Raw genomic sequence first — 16,625 nt, 5'->3', positions numbered from 1 at the left:
TATATAGAAAGAAAAAGAGGGCGTAAAAAATAAAAAGGCCGGTTCGCGCAGATGCTGGGGAGACAGAACGGAAATTTTATGATACAATAGAGCCCGCTGAACGGATGGGAGGAGAGGGGACATGTTTCAAGGCCTGAGTCAGACGCTGCGCTGGGAGGACCGCCAGGTGTTTTCCCGGGTGGGCTGGGCCATGACGCTGCTGGTGGTGCTCCAACTGGCGGTGCAGGTGTTAGGTCTGCGCCTGGCGGCGGCTCTGGCCCCCGGCCTTCTGGAGGCCGCCTGGTTCGACTGGGTGCTGTCGGCGGCCGGCAGCTATCTGGTGGCCTTTCCGGCGGCCTACCTGACCCTGCGGGCTCTGCCCGCCGTCCGGGCCGAGAAGGAGACTCCCTGGACGCCCGGCGGCCTTTTGCAGGGCTGGTTCATGGCCCTGGCGCTGATCTATTCGGCCAATCTGGCCACGATGGGGCTGGTCCGGCTCATCGACGGCCTGCGGGACACCCCCATGGCAAACCCGGTGGAGACCATGCTGGACCAGCCGGTCTGGTTCAATCTGCTGCTGGGCTGCGTTTTGGCGCCGCTGGCGGAGGAGCTGCTGTTCCGAAAGGCCCTGCTGGACCGGCTCAAGCCCTATGGCGAGGGGTTTGCCATTCTGGCCTCGGCACTGCTGTTCGCCCTGGTCCACGGAAACCTCTTCCAGATGCTCTACGCCTTTGCGGTGGGCGGATTTTTCGGCTATGTGGCCCTGCGGACCGGGGGGGTGCGCTGGACGATCCCCCTTCATGCGGGGGTGAACTTCGTCTCGGCGGGCCTGTCGCCCCTGCTGGAGCACTTCGGAGACCGGGGCGAGAGCGCCCTGTCCTATTTTATCCTCTTTTCACTGGTGTTCGGCTGGTATCTCCTGTCCGCCCGCTATCGGGACCGGGACCGGGACGAAGGGCTGGCCCCGGGCTCCGCCGGCATGGAGGCCGGGGAGAAGTGGGGGCTGTTCCTGGTGAATCCGGGCATGACGGTTTTCTGCCTTTTGATCCTCTTCGCGGTCCTGCTGGCCATGCGTATGTAAAAAGCGTTCGGGTTTGGCCCGAACGCTTTTTGATTACGGATAGGCGTCGGAGTAGGTCTGACCCGCCTCCAGGGGCAGACAGCGGGCGGCGAAGAGCTGTTCCACGGTGACGAAGAGATACCCCTGCTGGTGAAGTCGGTCCACGATTTGAAAGGCGGCGTCCACACTCTCGGGGAAAATGTCGTGCATGAGGATGATGGCGCCGTCCCTGGCGCTGGACACCACCTGCTCCACCACGCGGGCGGTGTTCTGGTCCTTCCAGTCCTCGGGGTCGATGGACCAGAGGATGATGGGGCAGCCGGCGTGGCGGCGGATGCCGTCATCCATGATGCCGTAGGGGGGGCGCAGCAGGAAGTCATTGTGCCCCAGGATGTTTTTCAAAAGCTGCCGGGTTCGGTCCACCTGGGCGTCGAAGTCGACCTTGCTCAGGCCGGTGAGCCGGACGTGGTCAAAGGTGTGGATGCCCACCTGGTGGCCCTCCTCGTCCATGCGGCGGACCACATCCTCGTTGTTCTCCAACTGCCCCCCGATGAGGAAAAAGGTGGCCTTCACGCCCCGCTCGGCCAGGCCGTCTAGCAGAGCGGTGGTGGTGGAGCGCCGGGGCCCGTCGTCAAAGGTAAGGGCGATGAGCTTGGGCTGCCCATCCCCGGACCGGACCTGGGACGAGGGCGGCCCTCCGCCCTCGTCGGTGAGAACCTGGGCGTCCGCCTGGACCGCCGGAGGCGGTATGGAGAGCACCAGGGCGAACCAAGGGGCGGCGGCGCCCAGCAGGAGCCCGAAGGCGGCCAGGACCGCCGCCCAGTCGGGATATGATTTGCGTCTGAACATGATGCGCCCGCCTTTCCTGTTCGTTCCCGAATAGGATGTACGGCGGGCGGCATTTTTCCTCATGTAAAATTTGTTAGAATCAAAGCGATTCAAACGATCAGGCCCTGGGGTCGGGGTCACCCTCCAGCGAAAGGAAATAGGCGTAATAGGGGGCCAGAAAGTCGTAGCCCTCCGCCAGGGTTTGGACCAGGTCCGGCGAGAAAAGCCGCTCGTCGTGGGGCCGCTGGCAGATGAGGGAGAGGTTCTTGCTGTTGTACCAGGGGGAGAGGAGCTTGCCCAGGTCCCCCTTTGGCTTTTTGTAGCACGCGTGCTCCAGCGTGAAGACATCCTGGCGCTCCAGGGTCCGGGCCAGCTTTTCAAAGGGCTTGGGGTCCCGGTCCAGCCGGGCGCGGAACCGGGCCATGGTGGCCGGCTTGGCGGCATAGTAGCCCATGCCGTAGGAGTAGCCCTCGGGGGCCAGCTCAAACCAGAACACCGGGTCGTGGGTCCACGCCTCCGAGGGGCGCTCCATGGAGAACCACAGCCGATCCTTATAGGGGCCGCGGCCCCGCAGCCGCCGGGCGTCCCGGTAGATGCGGGATACCCGGGTCGCCAGCTCCAGGTCCCCGTGCCGGTCCTGAAAGATCTCGTACACCTGGGCGGCCAGAGCCTTCATGGGCTCGTAGAAGTGGGCCCGGTAAGTCTCCTTGTGCTGCTCAAACCAGCTTTTTTCATTGTTGAACCGGATGCCCCACATAAAGTCGATGGTCTCGTTGGAAAAGCCCTGAAACATGGCGCGTCACTCTTTTCTGTTTGGTTTTCACCGTATACCACAACCGGGCGCAAACGCAAGCGGCACAGCTCGACAGGCTGCGGCATAGAATGAGCCGGAGGGATACAGTATGGACTTTTGCGACATTTGTCTGGACCCGCCCCGGCCGCTGGAGGGCCGAATCACCGGGGCAGTGCGCCTGGACGCTGTGGAGGGGAATCGCCGCCTGCTGGCGGAGCTCCCCCTCCGGGAGCCGGTCCGGCTCCACTTCGTGGAGGTGGCTGTCCGGGAGCGGCTGTGGGAGGCCGCCGAACGGACGGTCCGGGTGGTGACGGTCTACAACCGCTCCTCGCTGCCCCTGAGCGAGGTAGAGGTAGCCGGCGGCGGGGCCGTGCCCGGCTCCGTCCGGCTGAACGGCCTGCCCGAGCCGGAGGCCGACCCGGCCGCCGGCGTGGTCCTGCCCGGCCTGGGCGCGGGCTGCGCGGCCGCCCTCACCTGGGAGGTGGAGGACGGTGGGGAGCGGGAGCCCGTTCGGGTGCGCTACCAGTACCTGTTTGCAGGCGAGACCCTGACCGGCGAGGCCGCCCCCGCCTGACGGCAGAGAGGAAGGGAGCTGTCAGCCGACAGCTCCCTTCTTGCCTGTGGGTTACAGCAGAGTCAGGTCCGGGCCGCCGGGTGCCGCCCGAGCGGTGTCCAGCGCAGTGAGGAACAGCATGGAGGCCATGTGCTGGTAGGGCACCACATACAGGTCCAGCACCTGATAGAGCATCAGGGAGACCAGGTGCCACACCAGGAAGGAGAGCTGGAGGAGAAAGAAGTCCCGGCCGCTGCCCTTCAGCAGCCGCAGGCCCTGGCGCAGGGCCTGTCCCACGCCCAGCTCCGGCGAGCGGGCGAGCAGGTACTGGGCGGGGAGCAGCCGGACATAGCAGAAGTAGCCGGCCAGGGACCCCAGCAGGGTGAGCGGTAGGGCCAGCAGCACCAGAAAGTCCGGCGCGCCGGACTGGCTGCCCAGGATCGTGCAGACCAGGCCGGGGATCATGCACACAAGGGAGGTGGCGGTGCGCCACACGCTGAGCAGGAGCTGAAGCGCCACCGCCCTGCCGGTGAGGCGCAGGTCGAGATACCAGGAGAAGAGGCTGCGGAAGGGGAGAGGCTCCCCCCGGAGGATGTGCCAATACTGCTGGAGGGCCCCGTAGAGGATGGGGGTGGACAGCAGCAAGACCGCCAACTGGATGAGCAGGGCCATGGGGATCTGCCGGAAGGGGATCAGCAGCAGGTAGACCAGCCCGGCGGCGTCCAGCCGCAGAGCGCCCAGAAGGGCGCCCGCACCGCCGAATGCGGCGGGCAGGCCCACGGTGGTCATCAGACGGGCGGCGGCCCCGGCGTCCAGCCGCCATACGCCGGTCTGGAAGGGGTAGTCCTCCACGGCGGCGGAGAGGAAATAGGACAGGCTGGTGCCCGGGGTGACGGCCTGCACCACCTCCAGGAGAAGGGTGAACAGCAGCAGGGCGGCGGAGGCCAGCATGCAGGGCCTGGCCCAGCGGGCCAGCGTCTGTTTGGCCTGGGCCTTGAGCTCCCGGCGGGTGAGGGTGGGACCGCTCATGCCTCGCTCCCCCCTTCCGCGTTCTCCTCCGAGGCGGAGGGCGTATAGATGGGGATGCCGATGTCTGGGGCGGGGCTCGTCTCCGGCTCCTGGGAGGGCTCGGAGGAGGGCGCCTCCGGCGACGGAGAGGCGGACGGGTCGGGACTCAAGGCGGGGGATTCGCTCACCGCCGGGGATTCGCTGGCGGGGGGCTGGCTGCCGGTGGGGGAGGGGTTGATGGCCGGTGTGGAGGACGCTGCGCCGGGGGCCAGGGGCGTGCCGTCGGCGTTCAGACCATATTGGGCGGCGTCGGCGGGGTTGACCAGCAGGATGCGCTCCCGGACCTTGTACTTGTTGGTGGACTCCAGGGTGGAGCTGACCAGATTGCCCTCGGCGTCGTAGAGGTTGCGGTAGGTGTCGGCATTGCGGCCCTTATAGCCGTTCTGCCCCTCCTTGACCGTGCCGGCTGGGACGGCGGCGTCCACCTGATAGACGGTCTCGTACTCCACCCAGTTGTAGACCTTGTTGGTCATCTTCACATGGAGGTCGTCGGTCTTGGTGCCGTAGATGGTGACGGTCAGGTAGGTGGAGCCGCTGCTCTTGTAGCTCTTGGCGACCAGCTTGACGGGGTAGTCGGTGTCGTTTTCAAAGCGGAAGTCCAGGCTGCCGTAGTAGACGGTGGCGTCCAGGCCGTCGGGGACATAGCCCACGGCGAACTGGTGCTGGTGGCGCTCCACGATCTTCAGGTTGGAGTTGAGCGCGGCCAGGTAGAGGGTGGAGGAGGGCTGGCAGATGCCGCCGCCCACCTCGTCCACCGACTTGCCGCCCTTATAGACCGGGGCCATCAGATAGCCCTTCTCGGCAGTGCGGCTGCCGGTGGTGTCGTTGTAGGAGAAAACGTCGCCGGGCAGCAGGATGCGCTCGTTGAAGGTGGAGGCGGCCAGGGCCACGTTGGATTTCCGGTTGGCCGAGCCGGCGACCTTGCTGGTGGCCTCGCCCAGAACGTCCCGGAAGAGCAGCTCCCGGAGGTTTTCCGTGGAGATCTTGGGCTCGGTGATTTCCAGCGGCACGGCGCAGTCGCTGCCCCAGGCAGCTCCCTCCAGGAGCTGCCGGGCCTGGGCGATGTCGAAGGTCATGCCGGTGACGCTGGGGGTGATCTCAAAGGTCGTGGGGTCCAGGGAGGCGTCGGCCACCTCGGCGTAGAGCGCCCGGTGGATGGCCTCCAGGTCGGGGAAGGAGGGCTCGGTGGTGATGGGCTCCACCTCATAGGGCGAGCTGTCCAGGGCGGCCAGGCGGACCAGGACGGTCTGGCGCAGGGCCGCCTGGTCCACGCCGGTGCCCGGAGAGCCCATATGGAAGACCAGATGGTCCCCCTGGATCTCCCAGGTGGTCTCCTCCAGATCACCGCCCACGGCTTGGGAGATGTCCTCCAGCATCTGGTCCACCTGGGCGCGGCCCGTCTCGGAGTAGCGCAGGGGGGCCTCCACCTCGTGGCCGGTGATGAGGGTGGAAAGCAGGTATCCGCCCCGGGTGAGGAAGCCGCCGGTGCGGCCGTAGTTCCAGGCGGACTGGGCCACCCCCTCGGCGTCGGCCTCCACCAGCGCGCCGGTAAAGACGGCGGTCTGGCCGCTGTAAGTAAGGTTTACGGACGCATCGGCATAGCGTTCGGCCACGCCGGTATTCAGGCGCTCTGTGGCCTGCGCCTGGGTCAGGCCGCCCAGGCCCACCCCGGCGGCGGAGACCCGGGGCAGGATCGTGCTGCTGGCTCCCACCCAGGCGCACAGCCCCACATAGGCCAGCGCCAGGACGACCGCCGCGGCGGCCAGAAGCAGGGCCAGCGTCCGGCCCGCACCCTTGCCGCTGCCCGAAGCCAGCCGCTTGCCCGGTTTATGTTCTTCCATAGCATATATCCTCCAAATCGTCGCTGCGGGCGCCGCCCACAGCAAATCAGAGTATATTATATGATGCAGCCGGAGAAAAAGCAATTACAGAACGGTAACACCCCGGTAAAATGCGGCGCGGCCACTTTACATCCCCCCAAATCCGTTGTATGATAAAGACTACCGAAACGCCGGACCCGCCCTGGGGACCCGGCAATATGGAGGCCCGTTCATGGCTGATTACAACCACAATTACAATGGAGACCGGGGCGGCGATTTTGCCTCCTGGATTCCCACGCTGATTATGCTCTTCTGCTTCCCGCCGGTGGGGGTGGTCATGCTGGTGCTGAAGCTGATGGGCCTGGCGGGGAGCCCGCGCTCCCGCGCCAGCCGCCACCCCTATGACATCCAGCGGGAGCAGGGTGCGGCCCAGGGTCTGGGCGGGACTGCACCCGCGGCCGGAAAGAAAAAATCCGCCAAGCCCAAAACCGGCGCCCGCTTCGCCCGGGGCCGGGAGGGCCGGGGCCTGACCATCGCCGGGGCCGTCGTGGCCGGCGTGTTCGGCTTCGGCGGCCTTAGCGAGCTGCTGGACGCCCTCTCCTACGGGTGGTTCTGGACCAGCCTGTCCGACATTTTTATCCCTCTGGGCATCGCCGGGGTGGGCCTTATTATGCTCTACATGGGCGTGGCCAAGGGCAAAAAGGCCAGGCGCTTCCGCAAATATCTGGCCCTCATCGGCCGGAGGGAATCCATCTCGGTGGCCTCTATGGCCCAGGCCATGGGCCTTTCGGTACGGAAGGTGTGCGATGATCTCCAGGATATGCTGGACGAGGGCGTCATCCCCACCGGCTACCTGGACGTGGGCGGTGGGCGGCTGGTGCTCAACGACGAGGGCCTGCGGGAGGAGCCGCCGGCGCCCGCACCGGAAAAACAGGCGGAAAAGCCCCCCGCCGGCATGGAGCGGGAGGACGCCGTGCTGATGGAGATCCGGGAGGTCAACGATGCCATCGCCGACGAGGTGATGAGCCGGAAAATCGACCGCATCGGAGAGATTACCGGCAAAATCTTTGCCTATCTGCGGGAGAAGCCGGACAAAGAGGGGCAGCTTCGCAGCTTTTTGGGCTACTATCTGCCCACCACGCTGAAGATTCTCCGGGCCTACGCCCAGATGGAGGCCCAGGGCATTGAGGGAGAGAACATCAAGTCCGCCAAGGCGCGCATTGAGGGCATGATGGACAAAGTGGTGGACGGCTTTGAAAAACAGCTCGACAAGCTGTTTCAGGACGACGCCATGGACATCCGCACGGATGTGGAGGTCCTGGAGCGGATGCTGGAGAAGGATGGCCTGGGCGAACAGGGTATGACCATGGGTGGCACCTAAAATGGGCAGAAACACCAGAAAACAAGGGGAAATGGCGGCGTATCTTGTGCAGAACGCTTGCCGTTTCCCTCTTTTTATGTTAGGATAGAGGCAGAAGGAACAGGAGGAATGCGGACCGACGGAAGGAGGCCGGAACCATGAAAGCCAGGACGATCACCATCAGCCGGCAGTATGGCAGCGGCGGCCACGAGGTGGCCAAAAAGCTCTCCGAGGCACTGGGGCTCCCCTGTTATGACAACGAGGTCATCTCTCTGGCCGCCAAGGAGAGCGGCGCGCAGCTCTGGGAATTCCAGATGGCGGAAAATCTGCGGGACACCAATTTCATTTACAACCTGTCCATGATTGCCCCCCACAGCGACATTCAGGAGGAACCGTACAGCGTCAAGCTCTTCCGCGCCCAGTCGGAGGCCATGGCCGAGCTAGCCGAGCGCGGCCCGGCGGTCTTTGTAGGGCGGTGCGGCAACTTTGTGCTGCGGCAGGACCCGGAGGCGGTCCATTTTTTCATCTGCGGCTCCTTGGCCAAGCGAACCGAGCGGGCGGTGGCCCAGTATGGTTTGGCCGAGCGGGGCGCCCAGCGGGAGGTGGAACGAGTGGACCGGCAGCGCGCCGCCTACTATGGGGTCAACACCAGTTGGCGCTGGGGTGACGGCTCCTATTACGACCTGGTGATCAACACCGACCGCCTGGGCGTGGACGGAGCGGTGGCGACGATTTTGGATTATCTGAACCAGTTGGAATGAACGCTGAGACTCCCGGCGGGCCGCCAGAAAATTGGCGGCCCGCTTTTTTGGTATATTTGTCCATGCAGCGCCCGTCCGGCGGATGGAAAACATGCAGAAACATGCATTGCGCAGGGGGACGCGGGCTTTTATAATGACATTACCCGGCGAAAGGCCGGGAATCGGTACAAAAGGAGATCGAGAAATGAAAAAAACAGTCACTCTGGCGGTTGCCACTGCCGCGCTGCTGGCCATGCTGGCCGGCTGCGCCACCACAGGAGGGGCAGCGACGCCCGGGGCGGCAGAACCATCCCTTGCGGATGCGAACCCGAAGAAGAGCACCGAGAATTTCACCGACGAGATGAAGATCCCTTATGCCATCGACCTGTCTCCCGACGACGGAGCGGACTCGGTGGAGCGGGCGGGAGACCATGCGGACTCCCCCTACTTTGCACATCCGGACGTCTACCATCTGGAGTCCACCGACACCCTCACGGTCCTGACCCATTTCCGCACCATGCAGCAGACCAGCGAGTGGGCCTGCGGCGTGACCTCGGCGCTGATGGTGCTGGACTGGTATGACAGGCTGGACGACTGGAACGAGGAGACTCTGGCGGCGCTGCGCCACTCTCTGGACGGTACCGAGTTGGAGGGCTATCCGGGCACCACACTGAAGCAGGCCTTGGATATCTTTGACGGCGTGGGCGGCTTTACCTATACCACCACGCTGGAGCAGCCGGACATCTGGATGGAGGATATCCAGGCGTGGCTGGCGGAGGGGACCCCGGTCATGGTGTGCTGGAATGACTGGGGCGGACATTGGCAGGTCATCGTCGGTTACGATACCATGGGGACCGAGACCCAGCAGGACGACGTGTTCCTGGTGGCCGACCCCTATGACACCACCGACCACAACCAGGACGGCTACGGCGTCTATCCCGCCGAGCGGTTCCTGTATAACTTCAGCATGTACGATTCTTTCCCCGAGGAGGAGGGCGGAAACGACATGCTGTATATCGCCGCCAAACCGGCGGAGTGAAGAGAAAACGGGGCCCGGACAGCCAAGCTGTCCGGGCCCCGCTGGGTTATTGCTCCATTGCAGTGATGAGGCCCACCCGCCGGGCGTGGCGGCCGCCCTCGAACTCGGTGGTGAGGAAGGTCTCCACGATGGCCTCCGCCAGATTGGGGCCCACGATGCCCGCCCCCAGGGCCAGCATGTTGGCGTCGTTGTGGCGGCGGGTCATCTCCGCCATGAGCGGGTCGGTACACAGGGCGCAGCGCACGCCGTGAACCTTGTTGGCGGCGATGGAAATGCCGATGCCGGTGGTGCAGATGACGATGCCACGCTCACACTCGCCGGAGGCCACCGCCTCCGCCGCAGCCTTGGCAAAGACGGGATAGTCGCAGCTCTCTGTGGAGTGGCAGCCGAAATCCCGGTAGTCCAGGCCGTGAGCGTCCAGGTATTCGATGATGTGCTGCTTCAGGGCGTATCCGCCGTGGTCGGAACCCAATGCGATCATAGTGATACCTCCAGATTGAATTAAGTGGATGCTACAGTTTGACGAAGCGGGGCTTTCGCCCCTCGTAGACCGCGATGTACCGGAAACCGGCGGCGCGGATGAGGTCATAGGCTTCGGGGACGCCCTGGCCCACGTTCTCCGGCACGTGGGCGTCGCTGCCCACCGTGAGAATCTCGCCGCCCAGCTCCCGGTAGAGGGCCAGCCAGGGTCGCCACTCAGCCAGAGTGCAGCCATTGTAGGTGTTGAGCTCCATGCCCCGGCCCGAGGCGATGGCAATGGCCAGCGCCACCCGGATGCGGTCGGCATAGCGGTCCATGGAGACCTCGGGGCAGCCGCGGGCCATATAGCGCAGCGGGTAGATGATGTGCCCCAGCACGTCGTAGGCGCCGGCGGAGGCCAGCCGCTCCAGGGAGGAGACGTAGTCGTCCAGAGCCTGATAACAGGCCCCGGGGGAGTGGTAGTCTCCGTAGTAGAAATCGTCTCCCCCGGCGGCCAGACTGCGGTTGTGGACCGAGCCGATGACGAAGTCCAGCTCCGGCGGGGCGGCGGCCAGGGCGCTGCCGTCCAGGTGGCCGCTGCCGAACTCCAGGCCCAGCCGAAGGGTCAGGCGGCCCTGAAACTGCGCCCGGACCCGCTGAAACTGCTCCACTGCCGGGGCCCAGTCATAGGGGTCCATAGGGCCGCCGTGGAGCCCCACGGTGTCGTAGTGGTCGGTAATGCAAAGCTCGCTGAGGCCCGAGCGGACGGCGGCCTCGGCCTGCTGCTCCAGCGGGACACTACTGTCGGGGGAGAGCTGGGAGTGGGTGTGGTAGTCGATGAAGTAGCTCATAGGATGCCTCCGGATGAATGGGATATACGCTCAGAAGGGCCAGGCGCCGCCGGGAATCCACCGCAGGAAGCGGGTGGGATACCAGGAGGGCACCATCAGCCCGATGAGAACGGGGTAGAAGGCGGCGAAGAGGACCACGGAGAAGGCCGTCATGCCGTAGACCGCCCACTGCCAGCGTCCCACCTTCCGCTCCATCATGTCGTTCATGGCGTAGCTGATGGCCAGCACCAAAAACAGGGTGGAGGGGAAGTAGTGGTAGGCGAAGGTGATGCGGCCGATGGCGAACCAGGGCAGAAGCTGGGACAGATAGCCCACCAGGAGGAACAGGGCCTTACCGCAGCGGCGGCGGACCGTCTGGACCGCCAGGATGACCACCGACAGCAGGCCCGTCCAGGCCACCACCGGGTTGTTGAAGCAGGCGAAGGCCGCCTTGAAGCCGGGCACCGAGGTGGAGTCTAGGTAGTAAAGGATGGGGCGGCCGTCCACGAGCCACTGATACCAGCGGGACTCGTAGGGGTGGTGCTCGGTGACGCCCACGTGGTAAGTGAACATAAACTTCTGGTTCTCCAGCATGGCGTCCACCAGGTTGGCGGAACTCTTGAGGATGAGCTCCCGCTCGCCCCGCAGGACCTGGGGAAGCTGGACGAAGGGCCAGGAGAACAGCTCGCCCAGCATGTCGAGAAGCCCGCCGTCGTTGCCCCGGGCGGCGGCGTAGGGCCAGTAGGACAGGGTGTAAATGATCACCGGGATGACCACCCAGCACAGCACGGAAAACAGCAGAGTCTGGACCAGCCAGGGGGCGAAGGGGAAGTCCGCCGGGCGGTCCCGCCACTTGAACCACACGCCCAGGAAGTAGAGCAGGGCCAGGCCCGCCCCGGCATAGATCACCGTCCACTTGCTGGCCGCCCCGATGCCCCAGAACAGCCCGGAGAGGAAGAGCGGCAGGGCGCCGCCCCGGAAGGAGGTCCCGGCGGGAAGGGTGAGATAGCGGTACATGAAAAAGTAGGCCAGCAGGATGAAAAAGACCCCGTAGGTGTCGATGGTGGCGATGCGGGTCTGCACCAGGTGCATGAAATCGAAGGCGAACAGCGTGGTGCCGCAGAAGGCGATGGCGGTCCTGCCGAAGAGGTTTTTCAGGAAGACGTAGAGGATGGGGAGCATCAGCACGCCGAACAGGGTGCCCATGAACCGCCAGCCAAAGGGGGTGAAGCCGAACAGCCGGATCCCCACCGAGAGGATGAGCTTGCCCAAGGGCGGGTGAGAGACCTCATAGGGCTCGATGCCCCGGATGTGCTCATAGGCGGTGCGGGGATGATAGATTTCGTCAAAATAGGAGGAGTTGTACCAGGTGGATTTGTCCGGAACGGTGTCCTGCTCGTCAAAGAGGGCCAGGTCAGCGGAGGGGACGGCCTGCGCGGGCTGGGCAGCCACCACGGCGTCGGGGACGGCCCGGACTCCGTCCTGGTCGTAGAGGGCCAGCTCGCCCAGCTCCAGGGGGGCCTTGCCGGGGAATCCGGTGAGCCGCAGATACCGGACCTGGACCGGGCCGCCCTCCGGCTCGATGAAATACCACTTGAACAGGGTGTTGTACTTCTGGTGGATGGAGCGGACCGAGCCGGCCGGAGCGTTCCGGTCTACCGGGGTCCAGGCGTAGGCGGATTTGTTGTCCTCGTCCACGCTGACCTGAAGGGCGGTCCAGCTTTGCCCGTCGGCGGAGACCTCCAGGGAGTAGTCTCCCGTCCCCAGGCCGGTGTACCAGCCCAGCCGGGTCAGGGCGACGGTCCGGTCCAGGGAGAATTCCACGGTGGCGGTCTCGTCAAAGGACTGGAAGGACTGGGGATTGGTGAAGCTGCCCAACTGGAAGAAGGCGGTGCAGGCATAGGCCGCCGTCACCAGCAGCAGGGGCAGGGCGTCCTTTTTCCCCATGGGATACCGTTTGGCGGAGAAGGTCATGGGCCGCCGCTCCCGCATGGCAATCCACTCCAGGCTGTCCCGACGGGGAGCCTGGGCGTGCCAGTAGTAGAAAAAGAACAGCAGGACCAGGATCAGCGTGCCCAGGGGGAACACCAGGGTCCAGGACAGGTAGGGCAGGACGTATTGGTTCACAAGGTCCGCCGCGGACTGGAACAGGTCGGGCATGGTACACCTCCGAAGAGCGGTAGAAATAAAATAGAGGACAGTCCATATGGACTGTCCTCTATTTTATTTCTTTTTCCTTCTCTTGTCAAAAAGATTCTTAAGTGGATCACCGGAGTCCTCTTTTTCCTCCCCCATGGACTCGGCAAAGGCATGCAGGGCCTCCTTCTGGGCCCGGCTCAGGCCGGTGGGAACCAGGACCTTTACGGTGACGTACTGGTCGCCCCGGCCCCGGCCGTTGAGGCTGGGAATGCCCTTGCCGCGCAGACGGAAGGTGGTGCCGGTCTGGGTGCCCTCGGGCATGGAGTATTTCACCGTGCCGTCGATGGTGGGAATCTGGAGCTCCGCCCCCAGGGCCGCCTGGGCGAAGGAGACCGGCTGTTCCATGTAGACCGACGTGCCGTCCCGGCGGAAGATGGGGTGGGGCTGGACGGTGACGCCAATGAGCAGATCGCCCGCCGGCCCGCCGTTTTTGCCCGCGCCGCCCTGCCCCCGCAGGGAGACGGCCTGGCCGTTGTCGATGCCCGCCGGGATGGTGACGGACAGCTTCTTCTGCCGCCGGACGCTCCCCGCGCCGCCGCAGGATTTGCAGGGCTGGTGGATGATCTTTCCGGTACCGCGGCAGCGGGTGCAGGCCGCGGTGGTGGAGAAGGAGAAGCCGCCTCCTCCCCGCTGGATCCGGACCACGCCGCTGCCGTGACAGTCGGGACAGATCTCCGCCGTGGTGCCGGGGGCGCAGCCGGAGCCCTTGCACTCCTCGCAGGGCTCCGTGCGGGTGACGGTGATCTCCTTCTCGCAGCCGAAGGCCGCCTCTTCGAAGGTGATGGTCACCCCGGCCCGGATGGTCTCTCCCTTCTGGGGGGCGTTGCGGCTGCGGCCGCCTCCGCCTCCGCCGCCGAAGCCGCCGCCGAAGAAGGAGCCGAACAGGTCGCCCAGGTCAATGTCACCCATGTCGAAGCCGCCGAAGCCGCCGCCAAAGCCGCCGCCGGGTCCGCCGGCGCCGAAGTTGGGGTCCACACCCGCGTGGCCGAACTGGTCGTAGCGGGCCCGTTTGTCCTTGTCGGACAGGACCTCGTAGGCCTCGTTGACCTCCTTGAACTTGGCCTCGGCGGTCTTGTCGCCGGGGTTGAGGTCGGGGTGGTACTGCTTGGCCAGCTTGCGGTAGGCCTTTTTCAGTTCATCGTCCGAGACGCCTTTAGACACGCCCAGGACTTCATAGTAATCTCGTTTTTGATCAGCCATATCGTCGTCGCAAAGACCGCGCCGCATGAAACGACCGTCGCCCTTCCGTGCGGTGCCGCTTTGCTCCTCCTCTCCGCCCAAAACCCGCCGCGCTGGGCTTCGGGCCTGGGATACAGGGTAGCAGAGCCGCTGCAAGCAGCGGCTCTGCAAATACAAAATTTACGGATTGTCGTCGCCGTCCACCACGGTGTAATCGGCGTCCACCACGTTAGGGTCGGTGTCCGCGCCGGCGGCGGAAGCGCCGCCGGTAAAGCCCGCGCCGCCCATGTCCGGGCCCGCGCCTGCCTGGGGGCCGCCCGCCTGGTTGTACAGCTTCTCGCTGATGGGGTAGAAGGCCTTGCTCAGCTCCTCGGTGGCGGTCTTGATGGCCTCCACGTCGGTGCCCTTCAGGGCGTCCTTCAGCTTGCCCAGGGCGGCGTCCAGGGTGGCCTTGTCGCCCGCGTCGATCTTGTCCTTCAGGTCCTCCATGACCTTCTCGGTCTGGTACACCATCTGATCGCCCTGGTTGCGCACGTCCACCTCTTCCTTGCGCTTGGCGTCCTCGGCGGCAAACTGCTCGGCCTCCTTGACGGCCTTGTCGATGTCCTCCTTGGACATGTTGGTGGAGGAGGTGATGGTGATGTGCTGCTCCTTGCCGGTGCCCAGATCCTTGGCGGAGACATTGACGATGCCGTTGGCGTCGATGTCGAAGGTCACCTCGATCTGAGGCACGCCGCGGCGGGCCGGGGCGATGCCGTCCAGGTTGAACCGTCCCAGGGTCTTGTTGTACTGGGCCATCTCACGCTCGCCCTGGAGCACATGGACCTCTACGGAAGTCTGGTTGTCGGCAGCGGTGGTAAAGGTCTGGCTCTTCTTGGCGGGGATGGTGGTGTTGCGCTCGATGAGCTTGGTCATCACGCCGCCCATGGTCTCGATGCCCAGGGAAAGGGGGGTGACGTCCAGCAGCAGCAGGCCCTTCACGTCGCCCACCAGCACGCCGCCCTGCAGCGCCGCGCCCATAGCCACGCACTCGTCGGGGTTGATGCCCTTGAAGCCCTCTTTGCCGGTGAGCTTCTTCACCATGTCCTGCACAGCGGGGATACGGCTGGAGCCGCCCACCAGCAGGACCTTGGACAGCTCGCCGGAAGAGAGGCCGGCGTCGCCCATGGCCTGCTTGACGGGGCCGGCGGTGGCCTCCACCAGATGGGCAGTGAGCTGGTCAAACTTGGCCCGGGTCAGGGTCAGGTCCAGATGCTTGGGGCCGGTGGCGTCGGCGGTGATATAGGGCAGGTTGATGGCAGTGGAAGTGACGCCGGACAGCTCGATCTTGGCCTTTTCGGCGGCCTCCTTCAGGCGCTGCATGGCCACCTTGTCGCCGCTGAGGTCGATGCCGGTGTCCTTTTTGAATTCAGCGGCCATCCAGTCCATGACACACTTGTCGAAGTCGTCGCCGCCCAGGCGGTTGTTGCCGGCGGTGGCCAATACCTCGATAACGCCGTCGCCGATCTCCAGGATGGACACGTCGAAGGTGCCGCCGCCCAGGTCGTAGACCATGATCTTCTGGTCGGACTCCTTGTCGATGCCGTAGGCCAGGGCCGCGGCGGTGGGCTCGTTGATGATCCGCTTTACTTCCAGACCGGCGATGCGGCCGGCATCCTTGGTGGCCTGGCGCTGAGCGTCGGTGAAGTAGGCGGGGACGGTGATGACGGCCTCGGTGACGCTCTGACCCAGATAGGCCTCGGCGTCGGCCTTCAGCTTCTGGAGCACCATGGCGGAGATTTCCTGTGGGGTGTAGTTCTTGCCGTCAATGCTCACCTTAAAGCTAGAGCCCATCTCGCGCTTGATGGAGCTGATGGTCCGGTCGGGGTTGGTGATGGCCTGGCGCTTAGCCACCTGGCCCACCATGCGCTCGCCGTCCTTGGAGAAGGCCACCACGGACGGAGTGGTGCGGTTGCCTTCCGCGTTGGGGATGACGACGGCGTCGCCGCCCTCCATGACGGCCACGCAGGAGTTGGTGGTACCCAGGTCAATGCCGATGATCTTAGACATAATATATTCCTCCAATAATCAAGAAATTGGTTTTTACAAAAGAAATGCGGAGAAGCCGAAAACCGGGCGTTGGGGCGTGGCGGCCTGCCTCAGTTGGCTACCTTCACCATGGCGAACCGGATGACCTTGTCGCCCAGCTTGAAGCCAGCCTGGAACACATCCACGATGGTGTTCTCGCCAGCCGCTTCGTCCTCCACATGCATGACGGCGTTGTGGAGGTTGGGATCGAAGGACTCGCCCAGGGCGGGAATCTCCGAGATACCCAGCTTAGTCAGGATCTCCCGGAGCTGAGTCATGGTCATCTCTACGCCCTTTTTGAAGGCCTCGTCGGCGGTCTCCTGCTTCAGGGCCCGTTCCAGATTGTCGTAGACGGGAAGGAAGGCGGTGAGGGCGTCGGCCTTGGCGTCGGCGTAGATGCTCTCCTTTTCCTTCTGGCTGCGCTTGCGGAAGTTGTCGTACTCGGCGGCCAGCCGGAGGTACTGCTCCTCCTTGGCGGACAAGGAAGCTTTCAAATGCTCCAGCTCCTCCGGCAGCGGGTCCTGGGTTCCGGCGGCGGGCTCCTCCGGAACGATATCCTCCGGGACCTCGGCGCTCTCCGCGTGCTCTGACGCGGCCTGAGCGGCCTTCTGCTCCTGGTCTTTTTCACGTTTGCTCATGATGATTTTTCGG

At 64.8% G+C, this 16,625-nt stretch carries 15 protein-coding genes; 5 read left to right on the top strand and 10 right to left on the bottom strand.

Annotation, left to right across the window (positions count from 1 at the left end; genetic code table 11):
* Positions 1-121 precede the first annotated feature (121 nt).
* Positions 122-1,060, top strand: a complete 939-nt coding sequence (locus BN2154_RS00560; protein WP_050616940.1) for a CPBP family intramembrane glutamic endopeptidase — start codon at positions 122-124, stop codon at positions 1,058-1,060.
* A 33-nt stretch (positions 1,061-1,093) separates the two neighbouring features.
* Here the strand turns inward: BN2154_RS00560 and BN2154_RS00555 are convergent, their stop codons facing one another.
* Both BN2154_RS00555 and BN2154_RS00550 read right to left on the bottom strand, forming a co-directional pair.
* The gene (locus tag BN2154_RS00555) at positions 1,094-1,888 is read right to left on the bottom strand and encodes a polysaccharide deacetylase family protein (RefSeq protein WP_050616939.1); all 795 of its coding nucleotides are present in this window, start codon (positions 1,886-1,888) and stop codon (positions 1,094-1,096) included.
* Between the two features lie 97 nt (positions 1,889-1,985).
* Positions 1,986-2,660 (bottom strand): DUF2461 domain-containing protein, encoded by a 675-nt coding sequence (locus tag BN2154_RS00550; protein ID WP_050616938.1) that lies wholly within the window; start codon positions 2,658-2,660, stop codon positions 1,986-1,988.
* A gap of 109 nt (positions 2,661-2,769) precedes the next feature.
* Between BN2154_RS00550 and BN2154_RS00545 the strand changes: the two genes are divergently transcribed.
* On the top strand, positions 2,770-3,234 hold the full coding sequence (locus BN2154_RS00545; protein ID WP_050616937.1) for a hypothetical protein: 465 nt from the start codon (positions 2,770-2,772) through the stop codon (positions 3,232-3,234).
* Positions 3,235-3,285: 51 nt separating this feature from the next.
* On the opposite strand, the gene BN2154_RS00540 is transcribed toward BN2154_RS00545, so the two are convergent.
* Together BN2154_RS00540 and BN2154_RS00535 are read right to left on the bottom strand one after the other, a co-directional pair.
* Complete coding sequence (locus tag BN2154_RS00540; protein WP_050616936.1) at positions 3,286-4,242, bottom strand: DUF975 family protein; 957 nt, start codon at positions 4,240-4,242, stop codon at positions 3,286-3,288.
* Positions 4,239-6,122 carry a VanW family protein gene (locus BN2154_RS00535; RefSeq protein WP_050616935.1) on the bottom strand — a complete coding sequence of 628 codons (1,884 nt, stop codon included), beginning with the start codon at positions 6,120-6,122 and terminating at the stop codon, positions 4,239-4,241. The genes BN2154_RS00540 and BN2154_RS00535 overlap by 4 nt, the downstream gene beginning before the upstream one ends.
* 211 nt (positions 6,123-6,333) lie before the next feature.
* Here BN2154_RS00535 and BN2154_RS00530 point away from each other — a divergent pair, with 211 nt between their 5' ends.
* The 3 genes from BN2154_RS00530 to BN2154_RS00520 all read left to right on the top strand — a co-directional run bounded on the left by BN2154_RS00530 (position 6,334) and on the right by BN2154_RS00520 (position 9,240).
* Entirely contained in the window at positions 6,334-7,482 is a 1,149-nt protein-coding gene (locus tag BN2154_RS00530; protein WP_050616934.1) for a 5-bromo-4-chloroindolyl phosphate hydrolysis family protein, read from the top strand.
* Between the two features lie 137 nt (positions 7,483-7,619).
* Complete coding sequence (locus tag BN2154_RS00525) at positions 7,620-8,222, top strand: cytidylate kinase-like family protein (RefSeq protein ID WP_050616933.1); 603 nt, start codon at positions 7,620-7,622, stop codon at positions 8,220-8,222.
* A 184-nt stretch (positions 8,223-8,406) separates the two neighbouring features.
* Positions 8,407-9,240 carry a C39 family peptidase gene (locus tag BN2154_RS00520; protein ID WP_050616932.1) on the top strand — a complete coding sequence of 278 codons (834 nt, stop codon included), beginning with the start codon at positions 8,407-8,409 and terminating at the stop codon, positions 9,238-9,240.
* Positions 9,241-9,286: 46 nt separating this feature from the next.
* Here BN2154_RS00520 and rpiB read toward each other — a convergent pair whose 3' ends face one another.
* From rpiB to grpE, 6 genes are all read right to left on the bottom strand, one after another.
* Positions 9,287-9,721: a ribose 5-phosphate isomerase B gene (gene rpiB, locus BN2154_RS00515; protein ID WP_050616931.1), complete on the bottom strand. Its 435-nt coding sequence runs from the start codon at positions 9,719-9,721 to the stop codon at positions 9,287-9,289.
* A 31-nt stretch (positions 9,722-9,752) separates the two neighbouring features.
* A complete protein-coding gene (locus BN2154_RS00510; RefSeq protein ID WP_050616930.1) occupies positions 9,753-10,550 on the bottom strand; it encodes a histidinol-phosphatase HisJ family protein in 798 nt (265 codons plus the stop codon).
* Between the two features lie 30 nt (positions 10,551-10,580).
* Positions 10,581-12,689, bottom strand: a complete 2,109-nt coding sequence (locus BN2154_RS00505) for a phospholipid carrier-dependent glycosyltransferase (RefSeq protein ID WP_094762286.1) — start codon at positions 12,687-12,689, stop codon at positions 10,581-10,583.
* A 63-nt stretch (positions 12,690-12,752) separates the two neighbouring features.
* Positions 12,753-13,928: a molecular chaperone DnaJ gene (dnaJ, locus tag BN2154_RS00500; RefSeq protein WP_050617574.1), complete on the bottom strand. Its 1,176-nt coding sequence runs from the start codon at positions 13,926-13,928 to the stop codon at positions 12,753-12,755.
* Between the two features lie 159 nt (positions 13,929-14,087).
* Entirely contained in the window at positions 14,088-15,956 is a 1,869-nt protein-coding gene (dnaK, locus tag BN2154_RS00495; protein WP_050616929.1) for a molecular chaperone DnaK, read from the bottom strand.
* Positions 15,957-16,045: 89 nt separating this feature from the next.
* Entirely contained in the window at positions 16,046-16,612 is a 567-nt protein-coding gene (gene grpE, locus BN2154_RS00490; RefSeq protein ID WP_050616928.1) for a nucleotide exchange factor GrpE, read from the bottom strand.
* Positions 16,613-16,625 lie beyond the last annotated feature (13 nt).

Source organism: Intestinimonas massiliensis (ex Afouda et al. 2020), from assembly GCF_001244995.1.
Classification (GTDB): domain Bacteria; phylum Bacillota; class Clostridia; order Oscillospirales; family Oscillospiraceae; genus Intestinimonas; species Intestinimonas massiliensis.
This window is presented reverse-complemented; position numbering and strand designations above follow the sequence as displayed.